This window comes from Klebsiella sp. KP20-425-1, from assembly GCF_025813515.1.
GTDB lineage: Bacteria > Pseudomonadota > Gammaproteobacteria > Enterobacterales > Enterobacteriaceae > Klebsiella > Klebsiella pneumoniae.
Map to the genome: position 1 here is coordinate 5,014,861 of NZ_CP109614.1, position 23,904 is coordinate 5,038,764.

The window sequence follows — 23,904 nt, forward strand, 5'->3', positions numbered from 1 at the left end:
TGCAACGATTAAAACAGATCGTTGAGCATTAGCCCGACGCCGACGCGCGTTTGGTTAAAGTTATAGTCGATAAGCGACTCGCCATAGCCGCTGTAGATCTGCGTATAGGCGCGAACATGTTTGGTAATGGGATAGCTCACGCCAAGTTCCGCCCCGCCGTAGCCGGTGTTCCAGTTGTATTGCCCCTGCGCGCTGAGGATCGCCTCTCCCAGCTGGTAGCCCACCTTCAGCCGGTAATAGCCCATATATTTGGTGATATCCGGGTTATCATCGGTGTTGCCCACCACATACCAGGGCTTCACTTCCACCAGCCAGTTACCGTTTTGCGCCATCAGGCGGGCATAAAGCCGATTCCAGCTGCGCGAGGTGGGGTCGGAACGCCCATTCGAGTCGTGGTTATACCCCATCTCGATATCGCGCAGCGTCCAGCCGGCAAACTGGTAGTCGGTCGCAAAGCCCAAAAACAGCTGGGGTTCATAATTGGTTTCGCGAAACGGCGCCGACTCTTTGCTGTTAGAGAGCTGCCACCAGGATTTCTGGGTATAGGACGCGCCCAGCAGCGAATTATCGCCCAGGATACCGCGCCACAGCGGGAACGCCAGGCTTAGCTGAAACTTCACTTCATCTTTACGGGCATTTTCGGCCCAGTCATAGCTGCGGATCGCCTCTTTATTGAGGTCGCTGGTCCACGTATAGAGCAGATAGTTGCTCTCATAAGGGTAGAGCAGGAAAGGATTATCATGGTCCTGGAGCAGGTTGGCGATAATGCTGCCGCGCACTGCCGGTTTGTCGTGTACCGACGCGTCCTGCGCCATAACACCGACCGGTAGCGCGCACAGCGCCACCAGGCAGGTCAAAGAGATACGCATGCTGGTCTCCTGAAAAATAGTTTTTATTTTTGTTTAACCTGAAGCCATTCTACCTGTTTATTAATCACCTGCCCCCTAATCCGCTCCGAAAGTGGAAATCAATATTTTAGAAGCATAAAATCAACATTTTATTAACGAATGGAACCGGTGTTATGTCTGAACTTACTGCCGAAGCAGCCCTGAAACTGGTAGGGGAGATTTTCGTCTATCACATGCCGTTTAACCGCGCCCTCGGTCTCGAACTGGAACGCTACGAAAAAGCGTTTGCCCAGCTTAGCTTTAATAATCAGCCGATGATGGTCGGCAACTGGGCGCAAAGCATTCTGCATGGCGGGGTGATCGCCTCCGCGCTGGACGTTGCCGCTGGCCTGGTCTGCGTCGGCAGTACCCTTACCCGCCATGACACCATCAACGAAGAAGAATTGCGCCAGCGGCTTTCCCGTATGGGAACCATCGACCTGCGCGTGGACTACCTGCGTCCGGGCCGCGGCGAACGTTTTACCGCCACCAGCACCCTGCTGCGCGCCGGCAATAAAGTGGCGGTTGCCCGCGTGGAACTGCATAACGAAGCTCAGGTCTATATTGCCAGCGCAACGGCCACCTATATGGTGGGTTGATTGGCCAAAATCGAGTAACATCACTCTCTTTGGCAATGGATTTTACCGATGGATGCGAAACAGACGCGGTTGGGGATCATTCTGGCCCTCGCCGCCTACTTTATCTGGGGTATCGCGCCAGCGTACTTCAAACTTATCTACTATGTTCCCGCCGATGAAATTCTGACCCATCGCGTGATCTGGTCCTTCTTCTTCATGGTGGCGCTCATCAGCGTCAGCCGCCAGTGGCCGCAGGTGAAAAAGCTGCTGAAGACGCCGCGCAAGATCTTCCTGCTGGCGCTCTCGGCAGTGCTGGTCGGCGGTAACTGGCTGTTGTTCATCTGGGCGGTGAATAACCACCATATGCTGGAAGCCAGCCTCGGCTACTTTATCAACCCGCTGGTAAATATTCTGTTGGGGATGATTTTCCTCGGCGAACGCTTCCGTCGCCTGCAGTGGCTGGCGGTGATCCTCGCCTTTTGCGGCGTGTTGGTCCAGCTGTGGACCTTTGGTTCGCTGCCGATAATCGGCCTTGGGCTGGCCTTCAGTTTTGCCTTTTACGGCCTGGTGCGGAAGAAAATCGCTGTCGACGCGCAGACCGGCATGCTGGTGGAAACGCTGTGGCTACTGCCGGTGGCGGCAATCTGGCTGTTTGGCATCACTGATAGCCCGACCAGCCATATGGGGGAGAACCCCTGGTCGCTCAATCTGCTGCTGATGGCCGCGGGCGTGGTCACGACCATTCCCCTGCTGTGCTTCACTGGCGCGGCAACGCGCCTGCGGCTCTCCACGCTGGGCTTTTTCCAGTACATCGGCCCAACGCTGATGTTCCTGCTGGCGGTGACGTTCTACGGCGAAGTGCCGGGCAAGGATAAAATGGTGACCTTCGGCTTTATCTGGGTCGCGCTGGCGGTATTTATCGTCGATGCGCTGTATACCCAGCGCCGGCTGCGCAGAGGCTAAGCCGGCCTCTGACAATAAACAAGGGAGCCGACGCTCCCTTTTTTTACAGCCAGTTTTTACGCTTGAAGTAGAGATATGGCGCCAGGCCGGCCAGCATCATAAAGACGATCGCCCCCGGGTAGCCGAAGCTCCAGTGCAGCTCCGGCATAAATTCAAAGTTCATCCCGTAGCTGGACGCCACCAGGGTTGGCGGCAGGAACACCACCGACACCACCGAGAAGATCTTGATGATGCGGTTCTGCTCGATGTTGATGAAGCCCATCGCCGCCTGCATCAGGAAGTTCACCTTCTGGAACAGTGATTCGTTGTGCGGCAGCAGGGATTCGATATCGCGCAGGATCTCCCGCGCCTGTTCCAGCTGGCCCGCCGGCAGGCGCGCCTTACGCACCAGGAAGTTCAGCGCGCGCTGGGTATCCATCAGACAGAGGCGGACCTTCCAGCCGATATCTTCCAGTTCCGCCAGCGTCGACAGCGCTTCATCGTACTCGTCGCCCTGATGGCCTTCCATAATCACGCGGCTCAGCTTTTCCAGGTCGCTGTAGATATTTTCAATTTCATCCGCCAGCTGCTCGATTTTGGTTTCGAACAGGTCGAGCAACAGTTCATAGGCGTTACCGTCGACCAGCGTCTGGTTGCGCACGCGCATACGGTACAAGCGGAAAGCGGGCAGTTCGCGCTCGCGCAGCGTGAACAGGCGACCTTCGCGGATGGTAAACGCCACGGTAGAGTTGCCGGCGTGATCTTCGGCATCTTCAAAAAAGAAGAACGAGTGGATGTGTAACCCATCTTCATCTTCAAAGAAACGCGCGGAGGCTTCGATATCTTCCAGTTCCGGGCGCGTCGCCAGGTTCTGACCCAGTTCCGTCTGCACGCGGCTTCGCTCATCGTCGTCAGGCTCGACCAGATCGACCCACACCGAGCTGGCGAGGTGCTTGATCTCATCGGCTTCCAGGCGCGTTAAACGATTGTTTTCCAGTTGAAATGCGCTCAGCATGACCGGGACTCCCAATGCAAAAAAATTATCGGACAGTTCGGTGGGCACACAGAAACAAATTGGGTTTCAGACCATTAAGCCTGACTCAGCGCGACGGGAATAGGGCAGGTCGCTGACAACCGCTAAGGCTATCAGCATAAGAGGATAGCCTTAGGAGTTGTTCCTGAATGACAGGAAGTTGAGCCAGCATCTACTGGGTGTGTCCAAGGCGAATGTCCTCTTAGCGTAATCGTGCGCGCATGTTACGCCAGCGCAAAATCGGCGTCAACACGCAACGGAACGCGAAAGCGCAAATCAGGCGCCTTAACGTATAAAGGTAGCAGAATATTACAAAATAATGATATTTTTCTTAAAGTTACACCGTCTCAAGCCGCGCGTAAGCCGCCACCAGCCATTTGATTCCCTGGCCCTGAAAAGCCACCTGCAGCCGGCTGTGCTCGCCGCTGCCTTCGAGGTTGACGATAGTGCCTTCGCCAAACTTCGGATGACGCACCCGCTGACCTAACTTGTAGCCGGTATCGCTCTCGGCAATCGGCGCCCCCAGTCGCTGGTGGTTTACCGGACGGCTCACCGTGGCCCGCAGACGCACTTCTTCTACGCACTCCTGCGGCAGTTCTCCAATAAAGCGCGACGGGCGATGGTAAACCTCTTTGCCGTACAGACGGCGGGTTTCGGCGTAGGTCAGCGTCAGCTTCTGCATGGCGCGCGTTACGCCAACGTAGGCCAGACGACGCTCCTCTTCCAGACGGCCGCCTTCATCAAGGGCCATCTGGCTCGGGAACATCCCCTCCTCGACGCCGACGATGAACACCTGCGGGAACTCCAGCCCTTTCGCCGAATGCAGGGTCATCAGCTGAACCGCGTCCTGCCAGGTGTCCGCCTGCCCCTCGCCCGCTTCCAGCGCGGCGTGAGAGAGGAACGCCTGCAGCGGCATCAGGTCTTCATCTTCTTCGTTGTAGCTGAACTGGCGCGTCGCCGTCACCAGTTCCTCTAAGTTTTCAATACGGGTCTGGCCCTTCTCGCCTTTCTCCTGCTCGTACATCGCGCGCAGCCCGGAGTCTTTAATCACCCGATCGGTCTGAACATGTAGCGGCATATCGGCGGTTTCCTGCGCCAGCGCGTCAATCAACTCCATAAAGCGCTGCAGAGCGCTGGCGGCTCGGCCAGCCAGCACTTTCTCTTTCAGCAGCTCGCGGCAGGCCTGCCACAGCGTCAGCTGACGATCGCGCGACGTCTGGCGCACCACGTCGAGCGTGCGATCGCCGATGCCGCGGGTCGGCGTATTGACCACCCGCTCAAAGGCGGCATCGTCGTTACGGTTGGCAATCAGGCGCAGGTAAGAGAGCGCATCTTTGATTTCCTGACGTTCGAAGAAGCGCATACCGCCGTAGATACGGTACGGCATGCTGGCCTGCAGGAGCGCCTCTTCCAGCACGCGCGACTGGGCGTTACTGCGATAGAGAATGGCGCATTGCTCCAGCGCGCCGCCGTTCTCCTGCCAGGTTTTAATGCGGTTCACCACGAAGCGCGCTTCGTCGAGATCGTTGAAGGCGCAGTACAGCGAAATCGGCTCGCCGTCGGCGCCGTCGGTCCACAGCTTTTTGCCCAGGCGCCCGTTGTTGTTTTCAATCAGGGCGTTGGCAGCGCTAAGAATATTGCTGGTTGAACGATAGTTCTGCTCCAGGCGAATAGTTTCCGCGCCGGGGAAGTCGTTGAGGAAGCGCTGAATGTTCTCGACCTGCGCGCCGCGCCAGCCATAAATCGACTGGTCATCATCGCCAACGATCATCACTTTGCCGGTATCGCCCGCCAGCAGGCGGATCCAGGCGTACTGGATGTTGTTGGTGTCCTGGAATTCATCGACAAGGATATTGGTGAAACGCTCACGATAGTGCTGCAGGATATGTGGCTTGTTCAGCCACAGCTCGTGCGCGCGCAGCAGCAGCTCGGCGAAATCCACCAGCCCGGCGCGGTCGCAGGCCTCCTGGTAGGCCTGATAGACCTTCTGCCAGGTCTGCTCGACCGGGTTGCCGTAGCTCTGAATGTGATGCGGGCGCAGCCCTTCATCTTTCTGGCTGTTGATGTACCACATTGCCTGACGCGGCGGCCATTGCTTCTCATCGAGATTCATCGCCTTAATCAGACGCTTCAGCAGACGGAGCTGGTCTTCGCTGTCGAGGATTTGGAAATCCTGCGGCAGGTTGGCGTCCAGATGATGCGCACGCAGCAGACGGTGCGCGAGGCCGTGGAAGGTGCCTACCCACATGCCGCCCTGGGTAGTGCCCATCAGCTGGCCGATACGGTGACGCATCTCCGCCGCCGCTTTGTTGGTAAAGGTCACCGCCATAATGGAATACGGGGAACAGTTCTCCACGCTCAGCAGCCAGGCGATACGGTGCACCAGAACGCGCGTCTTACCACTGCCCGCCCCTGCCAGAACCAGCATATTGGTGCGCGAGGCCGCTACGGCTTCACGCTGTTTGTCATTAAGGCTGTCGAGCAGGTAAGAAACGTCCATTGGCACCGCCGGAAGAGAAGGGGTTCCACGAACCCCTGTTAATATATACAGAGTGACTGGTGATTATATCAGCGAGGTCAGAGATGCCAACCGTGAAATTTCAATATGCGGCAGCAGGCGGCTGTCCGCGGTGTGCATCAGGTCCGCGCCTTGCGGTTTGATCCAGCAGGCCTGCATCCCACAGCGAATAGCGCCGGCCACGTCGGTGGTCAGATCATCGCCGACGTGCAGAATCTTCCCGAGCGGCACATTCAGACGCTCCGCCGCAAGGTGGTACATGTCGGCAAACGGCTTGGAGCGGCCATCCGGCCCGGCGCGCAGCACGAAGCGGAAATAGTCGCTCAGACCGAACAGTTCCGGGCGGGCGTTGCCATTGGTAATCGCCACCAGCGGCCACTTCTTCGCCAGCTTCGCCAGCGTATCGTGCGTTTCCTGCGGGACATCGACGCGGCTGCGCCAGTGAGCGAAGTGTTCCATCGCCGCATCGGCCCCCGCTTTCGCCGCTTCGGCGGAGAGCCCGGCATTACGCATACCTAACTCCAGCGCACGGTGGCGCCAGACGGTCACGTCATGATAAATCTCAGGTTCAGCAGCCAGCAGCGTCTGACGCAGCTGATTAAGCTCATGGGCGTCGAACTGGCTGAGCGAAGGATGGTAGCTGCGCACAAAGGCCAGCGACTCGTGCATCGTCCGGTCAATCACCGGGCGGTTATCGTAAAGGGTATCGTCCAGGTCAAACGTCAGCGCGGAAATCTGGCCCAGAGGTCGGTAAAAACGCATTATTTCCCCCGTTTAGCGCGCGGATGCGCGGCATCGTACACCGAGGCAAGGTGTTGAAAATCAAGATGGGTATAGATTTGGGTGGTGGAGAGGTTAGCATGCCCCAGCAGCTCCTGCACGCCGCGCAGATCGCCGCTCGACTCCAGCATATGGGTGGCAAAGGAGTGGCGCAGCTTGTGCGGGTGCACATGGCTGTTCAGCCCCTGCTTAATGCCCCACTCGGCGAATCGCTTCTGTACGTTGCGCGCCGAAATACGTTTGCCCAGCTTCGACAAAAACAGCGCGTCGTCGTCGGTACCGAACAGGCCGCGCAAATCCAGCCAGTGCTCAATCCATGCCACCGCGTTGCGACCGATCGGCAAACGACGCTCCTTGCTGCCTTTGCCCATCACCCAGACCTCACCGCTTTCGAGATCGAGGTGTTTGATATCCAGGTTGACCAGTTCGGACAAACGCAATCCCGCGCCGTACATCACCTCCAGCATCGCCCGATCGCGCACCGCCAGCGGATCGTTGAGATCGATATCCAGCAGTCGATTGACGTCATCGACGTCAATATTTTTTGGCAGGTGGCGGGGAATTTTCGGCGCGGCAATCCCCTTCGCCGGATTGGCGCTGAGCTCGCCCTGGCCGACCAGCCAGTCGAAGAAACTGCGCAGCGCCGACAGGCGAAGCGCCAGGCTTGCCGGGCCTAACCCCGCGCGGCGACTACGCACCGCAAAGCTTCGCACCTGAGCGGCATCGCACTGCGACCAGCTTTTCAGGCCCGCCTCATCCGCCAGGGCGATCAGCGCGTCCAGCTGTCGCTGGTAATTCAGTAACGTGATCGGGCTGAGCTGGCGTTCAACGCCAAGATGGCGAAGAAAGCGGGCGACGGCGGAGAAGAGAGGAGAATCGGTCATGCGCGTTCAATCCAGCGCTCCAGCAGGCCGGGCAGCATCTGGGCAATCTCCTGCAACAGCTGCGTCCCCTGCCCTGGCTGATAATGCTGCGCATCGCGGCTGCTGAAGAGCATCACCCCCGGGGCATTATCGCCCCCCAGCAGCGATATCGCCACAGACCCAATGGCCTTCGCCTCCGGCAGCACCACCAGCAGCTCCGGGCCGTTCAGCGGCCCAAGATAGTGGCGCGCCTGGCCCAGACGTTGAATACGGATCGGCTCAAACGCCTGCCGGTTTAATGCCAGATGGGTAAACTTCGAGGGCGCGCCGAGGCGCCAGCAGTCAGGAAACAGGCGCACCGTGGCGCCCGCCAGCCCCAGCTCGCGTGCCCAGCGGTGAAGGCGGTTGAGCATATCGTCGAGGCTCTCCGCCGCCGCCAGCCGCGTTTGCAGCTGCAGCAGGCGCTGGAACAGGCTTTCATTAGCGACCGCCTGCTCCATCAGCAGCGACATATTCTCTTCCAGCACATGAATATGGTTACGCGCCCGCATCATGTGCCACTCCACCAGCGAAATCGTACCACGTACCGGATGCGGGACGCGGAGATGTTCGACCTGGGCGGCATTACGAATAAAAAATTCAGGATGTTGCAACAGATAGTCCACCACTGCGCGATCGTTCAACGCGCTGGCAACCTCCTGCTGTTCTTCCCCGATTGGTTTCATAAATGAATAAATCCATCATAGACATGGGCCGCCGGGCCGGTCATAAACAGCGGCTGGCCCGGGCCTTTCCAGGCGATATCAAGACGACCGCCGGGTAATTCCACGCGTACCGTTTCCGCCAGCAGCCCCTGCTGGATCCCCACCGCCACCGCGGCGCAGGCGCCGCTGCCGCAGGCCTGGGTTTCCCCCGCGCCGCGTTCGTAGACGCGCAGACGGATATGAGACCGGCCGACCACCTGCATAAAGCCGATATTGGCGCGCTCCGGAAAACGCTCATGGCTTTCCATCACCGGGCCGAGAGTTTCCACCGCCGCCGTATCCACATCATCAACCTGGATGACGCAGTGCGGATTTCCCATGGACACCACGCCGCACAATACTGTCTGCTCGGCGGCACGCATGATATAGGTCTTTTCCGCTTTGTTGGCGCGGAACGGCACCTGGGACGGCTCGAAGTTGGGCTCGCCCATGTTCACCCGCACCAGATCGTCTTCCGTTACGCTTAATACCATACGCCCGTTGGCCGTACTCACGCGGATATCACGTTTATTGGTCAGGCCTTTCAGCCGGACGAAGCGGGCAAAACAGCGCGCGCCGTTGCCGCACTGCGACACTTCGCTGCCGTCGGCGTTAAAGATCCGGTAGTGGAAATCCAGATCCGGATCGTAGGGCGGTTCGACGACCAATAGCTGATCGAACCCGACGCCAAGGTGGCGATCCGCCAGGCGGCGAATCAGCTCCGGCGAGAAAAAAACATTCTGCGTTACCGCGTCAACGACCATAAAATCGTTGCCAAGGCCATGCATTTTAGAGAACTGCATCATCTACTCCAGTTGCGCGGAACAGAACGTTATCGTTAGTAATTGACCTGGCTCGGACCACCGGTATCGCCACGATCGTTACGATCCGGCGTTGCGCTCTGAATGCCAGGGTTAACCGGTTTGGTCGGCGGCGGCGCGGTTTTGTCCGCCGGTGGGAAATAGAGAGGCCCTTTCAGACCGCAGCCGGTCAGGCTGAAGATCGCAAACAAAACGGCAAGCGTAGGAAAAACGTTTTTCATTGATAGTTGCCCGTGATTCATTCTTTCTGCTTTCTATCATCGCAGGAGAAGACGTAAAAGCAAGCCTTTAGCATCCGACTGCGCGCGCTTTTGTTTCGCGCTATACTGCGACCCATCTTCAAAAATCAAAAAAGCAGAATCAAATTATGAACGACAGTGAATTCCATCGCCTGGCCGATAGCCTGTGGATGACCATCGAAGAACGTCTGGACGACTGGGACGGCGATAGCGACATCGACTGCGAAATCAACGGCGGCGTGCTGACCATCAGCTTTGAAAACGGCAGCAAAATCATTATTAACCGTCAGGAGCCGCTGCACCAGGTGTGGCTGGCCACCAAACAGGGCGGCTATCACTTCGATCTCAAAGGCGACGAGTGGATCTGCGATCGCAGCGGCGAAACCTTCTGGGATCTGCTGGAGCAGGCGGCGAGCCAGCAGGCCGGTGAGACGGTGAAGTTCCGTTAATGACGTGTTTCCCGGATAGCGGCGCATCGCGCCTTATCCGGGCCAAATCTACGAGTAGCGCTGCTGCAGCACCGGCGAGGCGGTAACGTCCTGGCTGGTGGGTATCGCGGCGGCAATCGCCTGAGTGCGGAAAGGGATCACCTGGGTGCGCCCGTCTACCTCGACAATCTGATAGAACTGCGGCAGGTTGAAGTTGATAAAGCTGGAGCCGTAGGTGAAACGATCGTGCGATGACGAATAGAAGCGGCTGACGTCGCGCACCAGCTCCTCTTTACTGCCCTCGCAGTGATGATAGACCTCGGCGCGGTTGCTCTCATCAAGAATATAGATGTTAAAGCCGCTGTCGTTGTTATCCGCGTCTTCAAAGAAGAACTGAATAATCCCTTCGCTGGCGAAGCCATCCACCACCGCCGGCAGCTTAACGTGATTGGTTTCCACCTGCACCGACAGCCCGTGCAGCTTGTTGTGCGAGATAGCGCCGTAGAACTCAATGGCGTTTTCCAGCTTCTGCACCGAAACGTTAAGCCGCTCGAAGAACAGCCCCCACGTCTGGCCGGAGACGCGCAGCGCTTTGAAGCGCCCGGTATCCTGGCGGGTACTGGAGAGACGCAGTTCGATACATTCGGAGATCATCTGCTGTACGCGGGTGCGGATCAGGCCGCGCAGGTGCTGGCTATAGCAGAACACCTCCACGCTGTCCGGCGGCGCGGCGTCCTGGTGCATTTTGCCGAGGATCGTTTTCAGCGCCTCGATCATCGCCTGCTCGCCGTTAAAGTGCAGCGTACGCACTTCGTTCCACGAGTTGCGATACAGCAGGTCGACGCTGCCGATCAGGCATTTTTGCTCTTCGCCGAAGCTGAAAACATCCAGCTTACGGAAATCGAAGTGCACCACCTGGTTACGGAAGGCCGCGGTTGGGTCATATTCGAGGTTGACGATAATCGCCAGGTGGCGGATTTCGCACGGGCTGTACAGCGCCTTTGGCGTCGGCGCCGGCAGGCGCAGCGGGAAGTGGTGCGACACGTCGGCCACCATCTCCTGCAGCTTCGCCAGATCGACGATGCCGTTGCCCTTAATAAACAGGCGGGTGCGTGAGGTCAGCAGGCCGTTAAACCAGGCCCAGGCCACCAGCTTATTAAGATAACGGTTATATTCCAGCGGCTGATGGCTGATGATCGATTCCATGTCCGGCGCGCGGTTGTACAGATACCAACCGGTACGGTTGGCGCGGCCCGGCGGCACGTGGATAAAGGTCAGGTTCGGTTCCGACAGATCCGGCGAAATTTGCGGGTTTACCAGCGTCACTTTCCCCGGCAGCGCTTCAAAGGCCGCATACAGCTTACGGGTCAGCACGCCAATATCCTGCGGGCTGGCGGAGACGCTAAGGTTATTGCGCCGCGCGAAGCGGATCAGATTACGATAGCTCTGCATCATGGCGTCGAGCAGTTCGTTGTGCGCCTTGCGCACTTCATCGATTTTCCAGTTGGCGCGGTTGTCGAGCATCATCAGACGCTTTTCGTCCCAGCCCCAGGCATTCACCAACTGGCTGACGACTTCGCGACGCCAGCCGACGCAGGCGCGTTCGCGGCTGAGTTTTTCACAAACTTTCAGGTAGAAGCAGCGGCGCACCAGATCGAGGCGGGTTTCATCTTCGATGGCCTGCAGATAGGTGGTCACGCGCTCCAGCATCATGCAGTACGGGTCGAGGCCGAAGGAGACAATCTCCCCGTCGTGCAGACGCTGTTTGATATCTTTCGCTAACAGGCGGTTATTGGGGTATTCCCAGGAGTAGGCTTCCAGCAGCAGCGTTTTCAGCACCGCTTTATAGGGGGAGTCGATACTTTTATACAGCTGCCACAGGCTGGCGCCGAAGTACTCTTCCGCCGACAGCGAACTGAGGCCGCCGAGATCGAGCCATTCGTTAGGCGTCAGCACGCCCTGGGCATACAGCCCCATCACGTAATCATCGTAATGCTCTTCTTCATCGCACGGCACCATATTCCACAGAATACGCTTGCCGGCGAGGCGCACCGCGGTGCGGTAGAACTCATCAAGCAACAGGATATGCTGGGTCGAACCGCAGTCTTCGCCGCCGAGGCTACCGCTTTCGTTATGACGGAAACGGTTTTCGTCGATCAGGAAGAAGCTGACTTCCACGCCGAGCGAGGCAGCCCAGCTCTCAAGCAGGCTGCATTTTCGCTGCAGCAGCTGGCGCTCTTCGCTATCCAGCCAGGCCTGGTGACATACCCAGATATCAAGATCGGAAGAGCAGCTCTGGCCGACGGAGGAAGTACTGCCCATCGAGTAGACGCCGGTGATCGGCAGCTCGCCTTTCGGCGGCTCCTGAGTCTGCATACCGCGATGCAGTTCCAGTTCCTCAAGATAGTGGCGTTGGGTTTCATCAGGCGTGTAGAGGCAAATGCCACGGGGAACGTTACCGTCAAGGTAACCCGGCATCAGCGGGTGATGATAATGTAATAACGTTGGCAGTAGACTGTAAACCTGCTGGAAAGCGGGTCCCATGGCAGCAAGCGCGCGATCCACGCGCAATTGGTTGATGGCATCCAGTCTCTGTTTCAGTGTCTCAATATAGAGGTACAAGACATATCGCCTGATGTTCAAAAACCCGAGGTACAATAGTACGGAGGATTTCAGTATTTCAACAAAAACCGTCACCATTCGTCGTCGGTGTGGTTGTGATGAGCAGCGGACTGACAAATGGTTTAAAACGTGATCAATTTAACACCTTGCTCATTGACCGTAAAGAAAGATGCGCTACATACAAGTGTAGCACCGTTTATTACCTGTAAATTCCTCACTACGCCTCCGGCAACCGCCACGCGCATGAAAGGTTAAAAAAGAGTGGGCCGGAGCCACCTCCCACATAAACCGTGAAAACTAACATCCGTAAGACAACAATGTTAGGATGGATAGTGGTCGATAATGACGGTAACAAGCATGTTAGACAAAGTTTTGAAAATTGCCACACGGCAAAGCCCGCTTGCGCTATGGCAGGCGCAGTATGTTAAAGCGCGCCTGGAACAAGCGCATCCCGGACTGAAGGTCGAGCTGGTGCCGATGGTCACGCGCGGGGATGTCATCCTTGATACTCCGCTGGCAAAGGTGGGGGGCAAAGGCTTATTTGTGAAAGAGTTAGAGCTCGCCATGCTCGAAGGGCGCGCCGATATCGCCGTCCATTCGATGAAAGATGTGCCGGTGGAATTCCCGGAGGGCCTGGGGCTGGTGACTATCTGCGAGCGCGACGATCCGCGCGACGCGTTTGTCTCCAATCGCTATGCCTCGATTGACGAACTGCCGGCCGGCAGCGTCGTTGGCACGTCAAGTTTACGCCGTCAGTGCCAGCTGGCCGCCACCCGTCCGGACCTGGCGATCCGCTCTCTGCGCGGTAACGTCGGTACCCGGCTGAGTAAGCTGGATAACGGCGAGTACGACGCCATCATCCTCGCCGCCGCCGGCCTGAAGCGCCTGCAGCTGGAAGCGCGTATTCGCCAGCCGCTGTCGCCTGAGCAATCTCTGCCGGCGGTCGGCCAGGGCGCGGTCGGCATCGAATGCCGTCTTGATGATGCATGGACCCGGGGGCTGTTAGAGCCTCTCAACCATACGGAAACGGCGGTGCGCGTGCGCGCCGAGCGGGCGATGAACACCCGCCTCGAAGGCGGCTGCCAGGTGCCGATCGGCAGCTATGCGGAACTGAAGGACGGGGAACTGTGGCTGCGGGCGCTGGTTGGCGCTCCGGATGGTTCACAGCTGGTGCGCGGCGAACGACGCGGGCCAGCGGAACAAGCGGAAGCCCTCGGCATCTCGCTGGCGGAAGAGCTTCTGGATAATGGCGCCCGCGAGATTCTCGCGGCGGTTTATGATGGAGAAGCCCCGCGATGAGCATCCTGGTCACTCGTCCACTACCGCAAGGAGAAGCGCTGGTCAGCCGTCTGCGGGCCATGGGACGCGTGGCCTGGAGCTTTCCGCTGATAGAATTTACGCCCGGCAGGGAGCTTCCCGCGCTGGGCGATGCGCTTGCCCGACTGGGTCCCGACGATCTGCTATTTGCGCTATCCCAGCATGCGGTGGAATTCGCCCATGCCCGTCTGCAGCAGCAGGGCCTGCCCTGGCCCACTTCTCCGCGCTATTTTGCCATTGGCCGCACGACGGCGCTGGCCCTCCATACGGTCAGTGGGCAGCATATCCATTACCCGTTAGATCGGGAAATTAGCGAAGTCTTGCTACAATTACCTGAATTACAAAACATTGCCGGGAAAAATGCGCTGATCCTACGCGGCAATGGCGGGCGGGAACTCTTAGGCGCGACGCTGACCGAGCGCGGCGCCAGGGTCACATTTTGTGAATGTTATCAACGTAGTGCAAAACATTACGATGGCGCAGAAGAAGCGATGCGCTGGCAATCTCGCGGAGTCACCACGCTGGTGGTCACCAGCGGCGAGATGCTGCAGCAGCTATGGTCGTTAATACCGCAATGGTATCGCGAACAGTGGCTCCTGCACTGCCGCGTTGTCGTTGTCAGCGAACGTCTGGCCCTTCAGGCCCGGGAACTGGGCTGGCAGGAGATTCAGGTTGCCGATAGCGCCGACAACGATGCGCTGCTACGCGCATTACAATAACTCTCAACATTGGAAGCCATAATGACGGAACAACAAAATCAATCCGCCGTGGTTGAAGAGACCAGGGAGGCCGTGGAGACCACACCACAGCCAGAGAATACTGAGAAGAAGAAGGCAGGCAATAAAACCAGCCTGGCGCTCAGCGCGATCGCTATCGCCATTGCGATAGCCGCCGGCATCGGCCTGTATGGTCTGAACAAACAACAGGCCACGCGGCAAAACGCAACTACCTCTGAATTAGCAAGCCAGGTCGCGGCGCTGCAAAAAGCGCAGGAAAATCAAAAAAGTGAACTGGAAGGTGTTATCAAACAGCAGGCCGACCAGCTAAACGAAGCCAAACACCAGCAGGAGACGCTGGCCAAACAGTTGGATGAGCTGCAGCAAAAAGTGGCGGTGATTTCCGGTAGCGATGCCAAAACCTGGCTGCTGGCCCAGGCCGACTTCCTCGTCAAGCTGGCAGGACGTAAGCTGTGGAGCGATCAGGATGTCACCACCGCCGCCGCGCTGCTGAAAAGCGCTGACGCCAGCCTCGCCGACATGAACGACCCAAGCCTCATCGGCGCCCGCCGGGCGATCACCGACGACATCGCCACCCTCTCCGCGGTAAGCCAGGTGGACTATGACGGCATGATCCTCAAGGTTAATCAGCTGGCGAACCAAATCGATAACCTGCGGCTGGCAGATAATAACGATGACGATTCGCCGATGGACGCTGATAGCGATGAGCTTTCCAGTTCTATCAGCGAATGGCGCGTCAACCTGCAGAAAAGCTGGCAGAACTTTATGGACAGCTTTATCACCGTGCGCCGCCGCGATGAAACGGCGGTCCCGCTGCTGGCGCCGAATCAGGATATCTATCTGCGGGAAAATATTCGCTCTCGCCTGCTGGTCGCCGCGCAGGCAGTTCCGCGCCATCAGGAAGAGACCTGGAAACAGTCGCTGGATAACGTCTCGACCTGGGTACGCGCCTATTATGATACCGATGACGCCACCACCAAAGCCTTCCTCGACGAGGTGGATAAGCTCAGTCAGCAAAGCATTACCATGACGGTGCCGGAAACGCTGCAGAGCCAGGCGTTGCTGGAAAAACTGATGCAGACCCGAGTGCGCAACCTGATGGCGCAGCCTGCCGTTACAGCGGGCGGCGCGCCTTCGCCCGCACCTGCTGCGCCGGCCGCCCCCGCTGCGCCGCAAGGAGAGTAACGCATGCTGAAAATTCTTTTACTCTTCGCACTGTTGATCGCCGGGATCGTGCTCGGCCCGATGATCGCCGGGCATCAGGGCTACGTCCTGATCCAGACCGATAATTACAATATCGAGACCAGCGTGACCGGGCTGGTGATCATCCTGATCCTCGCCATGGTGGTGCTGTTCGCCATTGAATGGCTGCTGCGCCGCATTTTCCGCACCGGGGCGCATACGCGCGGCTGGTTTGTCGGCCGTAAACGCCGTCGCGCGCGTAAGCAAACCGAGCAGGCGCTGCTTAAGCTGGCGGAAGGTGATTACCAGCAGGTTGAGAAGCTGATGGCGAAAAATGCCGATCACGCCGAACAGCCGGTGGTGAACTATCTGCTGGCGGCGGAAGCGGCCCAGCAGCGCGGCGATGAAGCGCGGGCCAACCAGCATCTGGAGCGCGCCACCGAGCTGGCGGGCGATGACCTGATCCCGGTGGAAATCACTCGCGTTCGCCTGCAGCTGGCTCGTAATGAAAATCACGCCGCGCGCCATGGCATCGATAAGCTGCTGGAAATTACCCCGCGTCATCCGGAAGTGCTGCGCCTCGCCGAACAGGCATACACCCGCACCGGCGCCTGGCAGTCGCTGCTGGACATCATTCCGTCGATGGCGAAAGCTAACGTCGGCGATGAAGCGCACCGTGCGGCGCTGGAACAGCTGGCCTGGGTTGGCCTGATGGATAAAGCGCTGGCCGATGGCGGCAGCGAAGGACTACGCGAATGGTGGCGCAACCAGAGCCGTAAAACGCGGGCGCTGGTGCCGCTACAGGTGGCGATGGCCGAGCGCCTCATCGAGAGCGACGATCACGATACCGCGCAGCAAATTATCATTGATGGTCTGAAGAAACAGTATGATGACCGTCTGGTGATGCCGATCCCGCGTCTGAAGACCAATAACCCGGAACAGCTGGAGAAAGTGCTGCGCCAGCAGATCAAAGCCGTTGGCGACCGTCCGCTGCTGTGGAGCACCCTGGGCCAGTCGCTGATGCGGCACGGCGAATGGCAGGAGGCCAGCATCGCCTTCCGCGCCGCGCTTAAGCAGCGTCCGGATGCCTTTGATTACGCCTGGCTGGCGGATGCCCTGGACCGTCTGCATCAGCCGGAAGAAGCCGCCGCTATGCGCCGCGATGGACTGCTGCTGACGCTGCAGAATAATCCTCAGCCATAACCTGGCATGGCTATCGCCTCCTGCGGGGCGATAGCCCTTCTCCCCCGCCTTCGCATTGACGGATCCCTGAAAGAAAAAAACGCCTGCGCTGAAATCAGGGCAGGCGTTAAAACAGGTCTGTTTGACAACAAATTGGGTGCTTCACTCAACGTAATGTCCATGGTGTTTGATGAGGCATAAATGCGACATCTGTCAGTGGACGATAAGCACCGTAAGAACGGCTCTGCATCATTCCGGAGTTTATGAGGCACGAAGGCGAACATAAGAGATGGAATGAGCATCTACCCGGTTATTATCGCACAGGATCCGGGGAAATTGCATCTACCACAGTGATGAATTGAGAGTTTTCCTGACGCGTATTCTTAAGCAAAGAGAAGATTTTTTATCAGCAAGATCAGAGAAATAAGAGATGGCGGACGGCAGCAGAAAACAAAAAACCCCGCCGAAGCGGGGTTCAAAATTGGTCGGCGAGAGAGGATTCGAACCTCCGACCCACTGGTCCCAAACCAGTTGCGCTACCAAGCTGCGCTACTCGCCGAAATACTGCTTTTTGAATTTTTAGTTCAATTCGTTAAAGTCGTGGTGCGAGGGGGGGGACTTGAACCCCCACGTCCGTAAGAACACTAACACCTGAAGCTAGCGCGTCTACCAATTCCGCCACCTTCGCAAATTCACAACTCTATCAAATAATGGGGTGGCTAATGGGATTCGAACCCACGACAACTGGAATCACAATCCAGGGCTCTACCAACTGAGCTATAGCCACCACTGCAAACCTTTTACGCGGTATTAAAACCACCGCAGCTCCAGCACCGGGTTAATGGTGCGCCCGACAGGATTCGAACCTGAGACCTCTGCCTCCGGAGGGCAGCGCTCTATCCAGCTGAGCTACGGGCGCTTAGCGCCGTTGCGGGGTCGGATAATACGGACTTCCTACCCCGCTGTCTAGTGCCTTTTTAAAGAAAATTATCGTTTGCTCATGCTTTGTTCGTTTTGACGGTTATTCAGCCGTATTATTGACTTGCCCCTGTCTTCCGAGGCCAAACACCTTATAAATCAGGGTGACGGCGGCCAGAAAAATAATGCCGACGAAGAGCGACATGCGGGTTTCATCATTCAGTCCCATCCCGACCAGCACGCAGATCAGGAAGGCCATCGTGAAATAGTTGGCCCACGGAAACAGCAGCGAACGGAACGGATGGCTGGCAATCGCCGCCTGATGCACACGACGGAAACGCAGCTGACTAATCAGGATCACAAACCAGGGCACCATCCCCGGCAGGACGCTGGCGCTATAGACATAGACGAACACCCGCTGCGGATTAGGAATAATGTAATTCAGGCAGGAGCCCACCAGCAGGATCAGAATCGACAGCGCCACACCGACGGACGGAACGCCGTTGCGCGATACCTTACCGATCGCCGCCGGCAGCTGACGGTTCTTCGCCAGGGCGTACAGCATACGTCCGCAGCTGTACATTCCGCTGTTGCAGCCGGAAAGCGCTGCCGTCAGCACCACGAAGTTGATAATTCCCGCCGCCGCGGTAATACCGATCTTGGCAAACGTCAGTACGAACGGGCTGCCGTTGGAGCCGATTTGATCCCACGGGAAGATAGTGACGATAACAAAAATCGCGCCGACGTAGAAAATCAGGATTCGCCACAGCACTTTGCCCACCGCGCTGCGCAGCGTCACCTGCGGGTTTTTCGCTTCACCTGCGGTAATGCCGATGAGCTCCACCCCCTGATAGGACGCGACCACGATACACAGCGCCGTCAGGAAGCCCTTCCAGCCGCCAGCAAAGAAACCACCATGTTCGGTGAGATTACCAAAACCGATGGAGTGGCCGCCGTTGCCAAAGCCGAAGAAAATGACGCCCAGACCCACGACGATCATCACGATAATGGTGGTCACTTTTATCATGGCGAACCAGAACTCGATTTCACCGTATAGCCGGACCGCCGCAAGGTTCGCCAGCGCCACCAGTCCCACAGCAATTAACGCCGGGATCCACTGCGCCATCTCCGGGAACCAGAACTGCACATAGACCCCGATGGCGGTAATCTCCGAGATCCCCACCGCCATCCACATAAACCAGTAGGACCACGCGGTCAGATAGCCGAAGAAGGGGCTCATATAGCGATGCGCATACACCGCGAAGGAGCCAGTGACAGGCTCAAGGAACAGCATTTCGCCCATTGAGCGCATAATGAAAAAGACGAACAGGCCAGCGATAATATACGCCAGCAGCACGGAAGGCCCAGCCCATTTCAAGGTACTGGCCGCCCCCATAAACAACCCCACGCCAATCGTCCCGCCAAGGGCGATCAGTTCAATATGCCGGGCCTCCAGTCCACGCTGGAGCTCCGCTTTTTTCTCAGTCATATATCCTCTTGTGTTTGCCGTATTCCGGGTACTCCCGGTTATTGTTATTAACTGAAACCATAGCCTTGCCGACGCGCAGGTCTCCCCGGCGCGTATGAAGCCTGCGAATGGTTAATTAATTTTGCGGAAATGGCAAATAAAGTATCAGGCGAGTGAAGAGATTACACAGAATATGTATGCAAACTCGCCTGGTTGCAGTGGAATATCAGAGCTTACCGGAATAATGCCAACGTAAATAGCGCAGTAGGCGGAACTGTCTCTTGATGCGGCTCGGCTGCAAAAGCAGGCGATAGAACCACTCCAGCCCCAGATCCTGCCAGAACTTCGGCGCCCGATGGACGTGCCCGGTAAAAACATCGTAAGTGCCGCCGACGCCCATATACAGCGCGTGCGGATACAGGCGCCGGCAGTCGCGCATGAAGATCTCCTGGCGCGGCGACCCCATCGCGACGGTGACGATTTTCGCCCCGCTGTCGCGAATGCGTTCGAACAATGCCTGGCGTTGCTCAGGGGTGAAATAACCGTCCTGGCTGCCGACGATGTTCACCTGCCAGCGCTGACGCAGCCTGGATTCTGTCTGCGCCAGGACCTCAGGTTTACCACCAACCAAAAACACCGGTGTCCCTTCAGCGCCAGCGCGCTGCATTAACGCTTCCCAGAGATCGGCCCCGGCGACGCGGGATACCTGGGCCTGCGGGTATTTTTTGCGCAGCGAACGCACCACGCTGATGCCATCGGCATATTTAAACTCCGCCGCCTCAATCAGCGCCCGTACCTCCGGGTTATCTTCTACGGCCAGCATTTTCTCAGCATTAATGGCCACCAGCGTCCCCTCCCGGAGCGCGCCGTCGGCAAACAAATAATCCAGAGCGTGCGGCATATCGCGCCAGCCTATGAGCTGCAGCCCTCTTAACAGGTACAACGGCGCGGAAATGGTCCCAGTCATGTCCATCCTTCTCAGACTTGCGGTTGCGAAAGCGGTTTTACGCGCTTATGAATCAGTCCCACGCTATCCAGGAACCAGTACAGCAGTTTCGCCGCCAGCAAGCAGATACCAAAGATCACGAGGAAAAACACCACGCGGGAGCCGAACGAATCCAGCCCCTCGCGCGCCAGCACTATCATGTTGAAGATAGCGCCGAAACAGAAACTGTGCAGGATAGCCGCTTTATAGCGATTGCTCTCCCGGTTGCCCAGCTCATACAGCCAGTCGAACCATTTAATAATCAACCCTACCGCCACGGCGCCCAGCGGTACGAACCAGACGCCGCCCATCACCACCAGCGAGCCAATCAGCGTCGGCGAAATCGCCAGCCCCGAATGGTTGTTTAATACTTCCCAGGTAAAGTAGTTGGCGGTATTGAGCACCATCGTCGGGCGACCGTGCCACAGCCAGCTGGGGATAAAGACGTAGAAATCGCGGATCATCGGCGCCAGCCCCTGGAAATCGATCTTGTCGTAGTTCTGCAGCAGCAGCGCCAGGTTCTCCCACGGTGAGAAGGTGTCGCGCGTGAGATACAGAAAGGTATAAAACGCTTCGTCGCCGCTGACGTTCATCCCGTAGCGCTTCAGCGCCAGCCAGAACATGCCGACAATACCCAGCACACCCGCCGCAGCCAGCATCCACAGGCTGATCCAGCCGCGAATAATACCGATGAACAGAAAGATGGCGAAGGCGATGATGATATTGGCGCGCGTCCCGCCGACGATGGCGTAGGTCAGCAAACCAAAGGCCACCGTGCTGACGAGGAAGAAGATCCACGCCTTATAATCCTGGCGCAGAAAATAGACCACCAGCATCGCCGGAATAAAGAAGTAAAAGAAGCGCTTCAACGCCACGCCGGACACTTCAGCAGAGAAAATCTGGCTGTAGGAGTTGAGCTTAAACAGCAGGAAACCGTTGTGGGCGAAGAAGATGCCGACGCACAGCAGCGCCAGCCCCATCAAAATGCCCCACGCCAGATGGGTTTCCACCCGGTTCATGGTAAACAGCGGGCGATGCGCAACCTCACGCGATGCCGAACGCAGCCGCGTTTTATAGGTCACGTAGTAGACTGCGTAGAAGCACACCGCGATCAGCAGCGTCTGCAGCAAAATCTCCGGCGGCGCCACGCTGACGTCAAAGCGAAACACCAGAATACTGGTCAGCGGGAAGCCGAAGAAAAAGGTCAGCAGAAACAGCAACGAGAAAAAAACGTTGAAGTTAAAGCGTACCCGACGGAACTCAAACCAGGTGGCGGTGGCGATGAACAGCGTCGACAGCAGCCAGACCACCAGCAGCCCGCTAAATTGCATTAACGTCATGCCTGCCCCTCCGCCGCTAACCGTAGCGCCCGCCGCCAGCCCGTCAGATAGTTCGGCCGGAAGAAGGCGATAGCGGATTTATCCACGCTCGCCAGCTGACGCTGCGCTTCGCGCACCACGCTGACGTCCAGCGCGTCGCTGGTGAACAGCACCGGCACATGCTGCTCGGCCATATCCTGCCAGAACGGGTTTTCCCGATTGAGCACGCAGGGGATGCCCGCCTGAATCAGCAGACACAGGGTGCCGATCCCCTGCTGGCGGGCAAACAGAAAATAGCCCAGATCGCAGCGGCGCAGCAGCGCCAGATAATCATGAAACTCCAGCTTCTCGCTGAGGATCTGCAGATGCTCACCGCTAAACAGCGCCGCCCCCGCCTCGCGAACCTCATTGATATAGGCGTCGTTTTTCGCTGGATAGCCCATCGGCACGATGACGTTTACCGTATCGCCAAACTGCTGATGGATTGCCTTCAGCGCGGCAATATGTTCATTGCTGCGATCCCCGGAGTTGCCGACCAGAATAGTCAGGGTATCACCGCGCGGAGCGTTATCGGCCAGGGTATTCAGCGCCGGATCCATACGGGTCGGGAAGTAGAGCAGCTCGCCCGGGACGCGCGGATGGCGGTTAGCGAACCAGCTGAGATCGCCGCGGGTGGCGAAAACGCGCCCTACCCGCCCCTGCGCCATACGGCGCAGCGGATAGAACAGGCGAAACTTCAGGCTGGCAGAATTTTCATACAGATCCGCCCCCCAGATATGCCAGTTAAACTGCGACGGGCGGATGCCGCCGCTCAACAGCGCCAGCCACAGCCCGGTATTGAACTGGCCGTGGAAGAAAAAGCGCTGCTGGCGGTTGGCTTTCGCGGTAGCAATCACTGCCTGCGCCAGCGCCTTTTTCCCCGGATAACAGGTGACATCCAGCGCCGGATACCCATCACGCACGCTGGCCTCATCACCGACGATCATAAATCTCCTGGCCTGCGGGTCGGCGGCCAGTTCGTCGTTAAAGAACCGCAGTACGGTCTGGTTATGATGCGGGATATCCGATCCCAGTACATGTATCAGTGCTGTCATGCCCGTTTACGCCAGAGTAAAAACACGCCACTACAAAGGGCGAAATAAACAATATAAGTGGCCATATATGCCTGCGCCGCGCCAACCGCGCCGTGCGCCGGTATAAGCCAGTGTGAGAATGCGGTCAGCAGTGCGAACTGGCTGATTTCCGTCAGAATATAAAAACGCAGCGACGCTTTGGCGATCACCAGATAGCCGTAGACGTAAGCGCCAACTTTTAAAACGTCGCCCACCAACTGCCAGGCGAACAGGTCGCGCATCGCGGTAAAGCGATCGGAAAACAGCAGCCAGATGGCAAAATCGCGCAGCAGCCAGACCGTCAGGCTCGCCGCCGCTACTGCCGGCAGGACGAATTTCAGCGACTTGCCAATCTCGCGGGTGATATCCGTTTTGGCGCTCAGCCGCGACAGCGTCGGCAGCAGATAGACGCTAAACGAGGCGGTAATAAACTGCAGGTAGGCATCGGAGATGCTGCTCACCCCCTGCCAGATCCCGACCGCCTCCCAGCCGTAATGCGCCGCCAGCAGATTACGCATCATCACATAGGCTACCGGCAGGGTCACCGAGGTTATCAGCGCCATCAGGGTAAATTTCGATAGCTGTCCCGCCAGACCGTTATCCCAGCGCGGACGCAGGGCGCTCAGCGGGATATTACCCCGCCGCCAGAGCATAATACCCGCCGGGACCACCACCAGCGCTGGAACTAACGCCAGCCCCAGCAGCGCGCCCTGATAACCTCCCAACACGTAGCAAGCATAGTAAGCCGCCACGCCGATCAGGCTCCCGGCAATCAGCGAGAAGGCGTTACCCGCCGCATCGCGAAAGCCTTTAATCAGCGCCAGCAGGAAATTCGCCCAGGCGATCCCCATCTGCACCAGCGCCACCAGGCGTACCAGCCCCTGATAGTGCGTATGGCCGAACAGCCCCTGGCTTATCGGCGCCGCCGCCAGTAAAAATACCAGCGCCAGCAGGGTGGAAAAGCCAAGCACCATCGCCGACGAGGTGCCCACCACCTGCTTCAGGCGCGGGGGATCGTCGTGATGCTGCGCCACCAGCTTCGTGACGCCATTAAATATCCCGGCCCCGGCCAGCACGCCGAGTACGGTGACCAGTTGCCGGAAGTTACCGGCCTGGCCAACGCCCGCCGGCCCAAACGAGACGGCCAGCAGCTTGACGACCAGCAGACCGGCGCCGATTTTGACCAGCGTCGATGCCGCCGTCCACAGTGAGGCTTTTGCTAACGACATA

Annotated in this window: 22 protein-coding genes and 4 tRNA genes; 7 read left to right on the plus strand and 19 right to left on the minus strand. The window is 58.0% G+C overall.

Annotated features, from left to right (window positions below; genetic code table 11):
• Positions 1-8: 8 nt before the first annotated feature.
• On the minus strand, positions 9-869 hold the full coding sequence (gene pldA / locus OHJ17_RS24440; protein ID WP_023286996.1) for a phospholipase A: 861 nt from the start codon (positions 867-869) through the stop codon (positions 9-11).
• Positions 870-1,021: 152 nt separating this feature from the next.
• Here pldA and yigI point away from each other — a divergent pair, with 152 nt between their 5' ends.
• Together yigI and rarD are read left to right on the plus strand one after the other, a co-directional pair.
• A complete protein-coding gene (yigI, locus tag OHJ17_RS24445) occupies positions 1,022-1,486 on the plus strand; it encodes an acyl-CoA thioesterase YigI (RefSeq protein ID WP_002883404.1) in 465 nt (154 codons plus the stop codon).
• Positions 1,487-1,534: 48 nt separating this feature from the next.
• Entirely contained in the window at positions 1,535-2,428 is an 894-nt protein-coding gene (rarD, locus tag OHJ17_RS24450; RefSeq protein ID WP_002883402.1) for an EamA family transporter RarD, read from the plus strand.
• A 43-nt stretch (positions 2,429-2,471) separates the two neighbouring features.
• On the opposite strand, the gene corA is transcribed toward rarD, so the two are convergent.
• The 8 genes from corA to lptM all read right to left on the minus strand — a co-directional run bounded on the left by corA (position 2,472) and on the right by lptM (position 9,386).
• A complete protein-coding gene (gene corA / locus OHJ17_RS24455; protein ID WP_012543234.1) occupies positions 2,472-3,422 on the minus strand; it encodes a magnesium/cobalt transporter CorA in 951 nt (316 codons plus the stop codon).
• Between the two features lie 150 nt (positions 3,423-3,572).
• Entirely contained in the window at positions 3,573-3,629 is a 57-nt protein-coding gene (ysgD, locus tag OHJ17_RS26495; protein WP_349815745.1) for a YsgD/CorL family protein, read from the minus strand.
• 148 nt (positions 3,630-3,777) lie between these two features.
• Positions 3,778-5,940, minus strand: a complete 2,163-nt coding sequence (gene uvrD, locus OHJ17_RS24460; protein ID WP_012543235.1) for a DNA helicase II — start codon at positions 5,938-5,940, stop codon at positions 3,778-3,780.
• 63 nt (positions 5,941-6,003) lie between these two features.
• Positions 6,004-6,720, minus strand: coding sequence for a 5-amino-6-(5-phospho-D-ribitylamino)uracil phosphatase YigB (yigB, locus tag OHJ17_RS24465; protein WP_032433739.1), 717 nt, complete (start codon positions 6,718-6,720; stop codon positions 6,004-6,006).
• The gene (gene xerC / locus OHJ17_RS24470) at positions 6,720-7,622 is read right to left on the minus strand and encodes a tyrosine recombinase XerC (RefSeq protein ID WP_002883396.1); all 903 of its coding nucleotides are present in this window, start codon (positions 7,620-7,622) and stop codon (positions 6,720-6,722) included. Before xerC ends, yigB begins: the two co-directional genes overlap by 1 nt.
• Positions 7,619-8,326 (minus strand): DUF484 domain-containing protein, encoded by a 708-nt coding sequence (locus OHJ17_RS24475; protein ID WP_002883395.1) that lies wholly within the window; start codon positions 8,324-8,326, stop codon positions 7,619-7,621. Before OHJ17_RS24475 ends, xerC begins: the two co-directional genes overlap by 4 nt.
• Entirely contained in the window at positions 8,323-9,147 is an 825-nt protein-coding gene (gene dapF / locus OHJ17_RS24480; protein ID WP_002883394.1) for a diaminopimelate epimerase, read from the minus strand. The genes OHJ17_RS24475 and dapF overlap by 4 nt, the downstream gene beginning before the upstream one ends.
• A gap of 35 nt (positions 9,148-9,182) precedes the next feature.
• On the minus strand, positions 9,183-9,386 hold the full coding sequence (lptM, locus tag OHJ17_RS24485) for an LPS translocon maturation chaperone LptM (RefSeq protein WP_002883392.1): 204 nt from the start codon (positions 9,384-9,386) through the stop codon (positions 9,183-9,185).
• A 146-nt stretch (positions 9,387-9,532) separates the two neighbouring features.
• Here lptM and cyaY point away from each other — a divergent pair, with 146 nt between their 5' ends.
• A complete protein-coding gene (cyaY, locus tag OHJ17_RS24490; RefSeq protein ID WP_002883389.1) occupies positions 9,533-9,853 on the plus strand; it encodes an iron donor protein CyaY in 321 nt (106 codons plus the stop codon).
• A gap of 48 nt (positions 9,854-9,901) precedes the next feature.
• Here the strand turns inward: cyaY and cyaA are convergent, their stop codons facing one another.
• A complete protein-coding gene (cyaA, locus tag OHJ17_RS24495; RefSeq protein ID WP_002883383.1) occupies positions 9,902-12,454 on the minus strand; it encodes a class I adenylate cyclase in 2,553 nt (850 codons plus the stop codon).
• A gap of 357 nt (positions 12,455-12,811) precedes the next feature.
• On the opposite strand from cyaA, the gene hemC reads away from it, so the two are divergent.
• The 4 genes from hemC to hemY are packed head-to-tail and all read left to right on the plus strand — an operon-like array spanning position 12,812 to position 16,893.
• A complete protein-coding gene (gene hemC, locus OHJ17_RS24500) occupies positions 12,812-13,753 on the plus strand; it encodes a hydroxymethylbilane synthase (RefSeq protein ID WP_032433738.1) in 942 nt (313 codons plus the stop codon).
• On the plus strand, positions 13,750-14,490 hold the full coding sequence (gene hemD, locus OHJ17_RS24505) for a uroporphyrinogen-III synthase (protein WP_002883380.1): 741 nt from the start codon (positions 13,750-13,752) through the stop codon (positions 14,488-14,490). Before hemC ends, hemD begins: the two co-directional genes overlap by 4 nt.
• 21 nt (positions 14,491-14,511) lie before the next feature.
• Entirely contained in the window at positions 14,512-15,693 is a 1,182-nt protein-coding gene (gene hemX, locus OHJ17_RS24510; protein WP_004150429.1) for a uroporphyrinogen-III C-methyltransferase, read from the plus strand.
• 3 nt (positions 15,694-15,696) lie between these two features.
• The gene (hemY, locus tag OHJ17_RS24515) at positions 15,697-16,893 is read left to right on the plus strand and encodes a protoheme IX biogenesis protein HemY (protein WP_004150428.1); all 1,197 of its coding nucleotides are present in this window, start codon (positions 15,697-15,699) and stop codon (positions 16,891-16,893) included.
• 461 nt (positions 16,894-17,354) lie between these two features.
• On the opposite strand, the gene OHJ17_RS24520 is transcribed toward hemY, so the two are convergent.
• The 9 genes from OHJ17_RS24520 to wzxE form a co-directional block, all read right to left on the minus strand.
• Positions 17,355-17,431: transfer RNA gene (locus OHJ17_RS24520), tRNA-Pro, on the minus strand.
• 42 nt (positions 17,432-17,473) lie between these two features.
• Positions 17,474-17,560, minus strand: a tRNA-Leu gene (locus tag OHJ17_RS24525).
• A 23-nt stretch (positions 17,561-17,583) separates the two neighbouring features.
• Positions 17,584-17,659, minus strand: a tRNA-His gene (locus tag OHJ17_RS24530).
• 55 nt (positions 17,660-17,714) lie between these two features.
• Positions 17,715-17,791 (minus strand) — tRNA-Arg (locus tag OHJ17_RS24535).
• 102 nt (positions 17,792-17,893) lie between these two features.
• Positions 17,894-19,279: a bifunctional threonine/serine APC transporter ThrP gene (gene thrP, locus OHJ17_RS24540; protein WP_002883322.1), complete on the minus strand. Its 1,386-nt coding sequence runs from the start codon at positions 19,277-19,279 to the stop codon at positions 17,894-17,896.
• A 205-nt stretch (positions 19,280-19,484) separates the two neighbouring features.
• A complete protein-coding gene (gene wecG / locus OHJ17_RS24545; RefSeq protein ID WP_004177935.1) occupies positions 19,485-20,225 on the minus strand; it encodes a lipopolysaccharide N-acetylmannosaminouronosyltransferase in 741 nt (246 codons plus the stop codon).
• An 11-nt stretch (positions 20,226-20,236) separates the two neighbouring features.
• Positions 20,237-21,583, minus strand: coding sequence for an ECA oligosaccharide polymerase (wzyE, locus tag OHJ17_RS24550; RefSeq protein WP_004186365.1), 1,347 nt, complete (start codon positions 21,581-21,583; stop codon positions 20,237-20,239).
• Positions 21,580-22,656 carry a TDP-N-acetylfucosamine:lipid II N-acetylfucosaminyltransferase gene (locus OHJ17_RS24555; RefSeq protein WP_004146501.1) on the minus strand — a complete coding sequence of 359 codons (1,077 nt, stop codon included), beginning with the start codon at positions 22,654-22,656 and terminating at the stop codon, positions 21,580-21,582. Before OHJ17_RS24555 ends, wzyE begins: the two co-directional genes overlap by 4 nt.
• The gene (gene wzxE / locus OHJ17_RS24560) at positions 22,653-23,903 is read right to left on the minus strand and encodes a lipid III flippase WzxE (protein WP_032433737.1); all 1,251 of its coding nucleotides are present in this window, start codon (positions 23,901-23,903) and stop codon (positions 22,653-22,655) included. The genes OHJ17_RS24555 and wzxE overlap by 4 nt, the downstream gene beginning before the upstream one ends.
• Position 23,904 lies beyond the last annotated feature (1 nt).

Excerpts from the sequence above, each read along its gene's own strand:
- thrP (WP_002883322.1), bottom strand. The coding sequence starts at position 19,279 with ATGACTGAGAAAAAAGCGGAGCTCCAGCGTGGACTGGAGGCCCGGCAT.
- wecG (WP_004177935.1), bottom strand. The coding sequence starts at position 20,225 with ATGACTGGGACCATTTCCGCGCCGTTGTACCTGTTAAGAGGGCTGCAG.
- rarD (WP_002883402.1), top strand. The coding sequence starts at position 1,535 with ATGGATGCGAAACAGACGCGGTTGGGGATCATTCTGGCCCTCGCCGCC.
- uvrD (WP_012543235.1), bottom strand. The coding sequence starts at position 5,940 with ATGGACGTTTCTTACCTGCTCGACAGCCTTAATGACAAACAGCGTGAA.
- xerC (WP_002883396.1), bottom strand. The coding sequence starts at position 7,622 with ATGACCGATTCTCCTCTCTTCTCCGCCGTCGCCCGCTTTCTTCGCCAT.
- wzyE (WP_004186365.1), bottom strand. The coding sequence starts at position 21,583 with ATGACGTTAATGCAATTTAGCGGGCTGCTGGTGGTCTGGCTGCTGTCG.
- cyaY (WP_002883389.1), top strand. The coding sequence starts at position 9,533 with ATGAACGACAGTGAATTCCATCGCCTGGCCGATAGCCTGTGGATGACC.
- lptM (WP_002883392.1), bottom strand. The coding sequence starts at position 9,386 with ATGAAAAACGTTTTTCCTACGCTTGCCGTTTTGTTTGCGATCTTCAGC.
- yigI (WP_002883404.1), top strand. The coding sequence starts at position 1,022 with ATGTCTGAACTTACTGCCGAAGCAGCCCTGAAACTGGTAGGGGAGATT.
- hemC (WP_032433738.1), top strand. The coding sequence starts at position 12,812 with ATGTTAGACAAAGTTTTGAAAATTGCCACACGGCAAAGCCCGCTTGCG.
- dapF (WP_002883394.1), bottom strand. The coding sequence starts at position 9,147 with ATGCAGTTCTCTAAAATGCATGGCCTTGGCAACGATTTTATGGTCGTT.
- corA (WP_012543234.1), bottom strand. The coding sequence starts at position 3,422 with ATGCTGAGCGCATTTCAACTGGAAAACAATCGTTTAACGCGCCTGGAA.
- hemY (WP_004150428.1), top strand. The coding sequence starts at position 15,697 with ATGCTGAAAATTCTTTTACTCTTCGCACTGTTGATCGCCGGGATCGTG.
- OHJ17_RS24555 (WP_004146501.1), bottom strand. The coding sequence starts at position 22,656 with ATGACAGCACTGATACATGTACTGGGATCGGATATCCCGCATCATAAC.
- yigB (WP_032433739.1), bottom strand. The coding sequence starts at position 6,720 with ATGCGTTTTTACCGACCTCTGGGCCAGATTTCCGCGCTGACGTTTGAC.
- pldA (WP_023286996.1), bottom strand. The coding sequence starts at position 869 with ATGCGTATCTCTTTGACCTGCCTGGTGGCGCTGTGCGCGCTACCGGTC.
- hemD (WP_002883380.1), top strand. The coding sequence starts at position 13,750 with ATGAGCATCCTGGTCACTCGTCCACTACCGCAAGGAGAAGCGCTGGTC.
- OHJ17_RS24475 (WP_002883395.1), bottom strand. The coding sequence starts at position 8,326 with ATGAAACCAATCGGGGAAGAACAGCAGGAGGTTGCCAGCGCGTTGAAC.
- hemX (WP_004150429.1), top strand. The coding sequence starts at position 14,512 with ATGACGGAACAACAAAATCAATCCGCCGTGGTTGAAGAGACCAGGGAG.
- wzxE (WP_032433737.1), bottom strand. The coding sequence starts at position 23,903 with ATGTCGTTAGCAAAAGCCTCACTGTGGACGGCGGCATCGACGCTGGTC.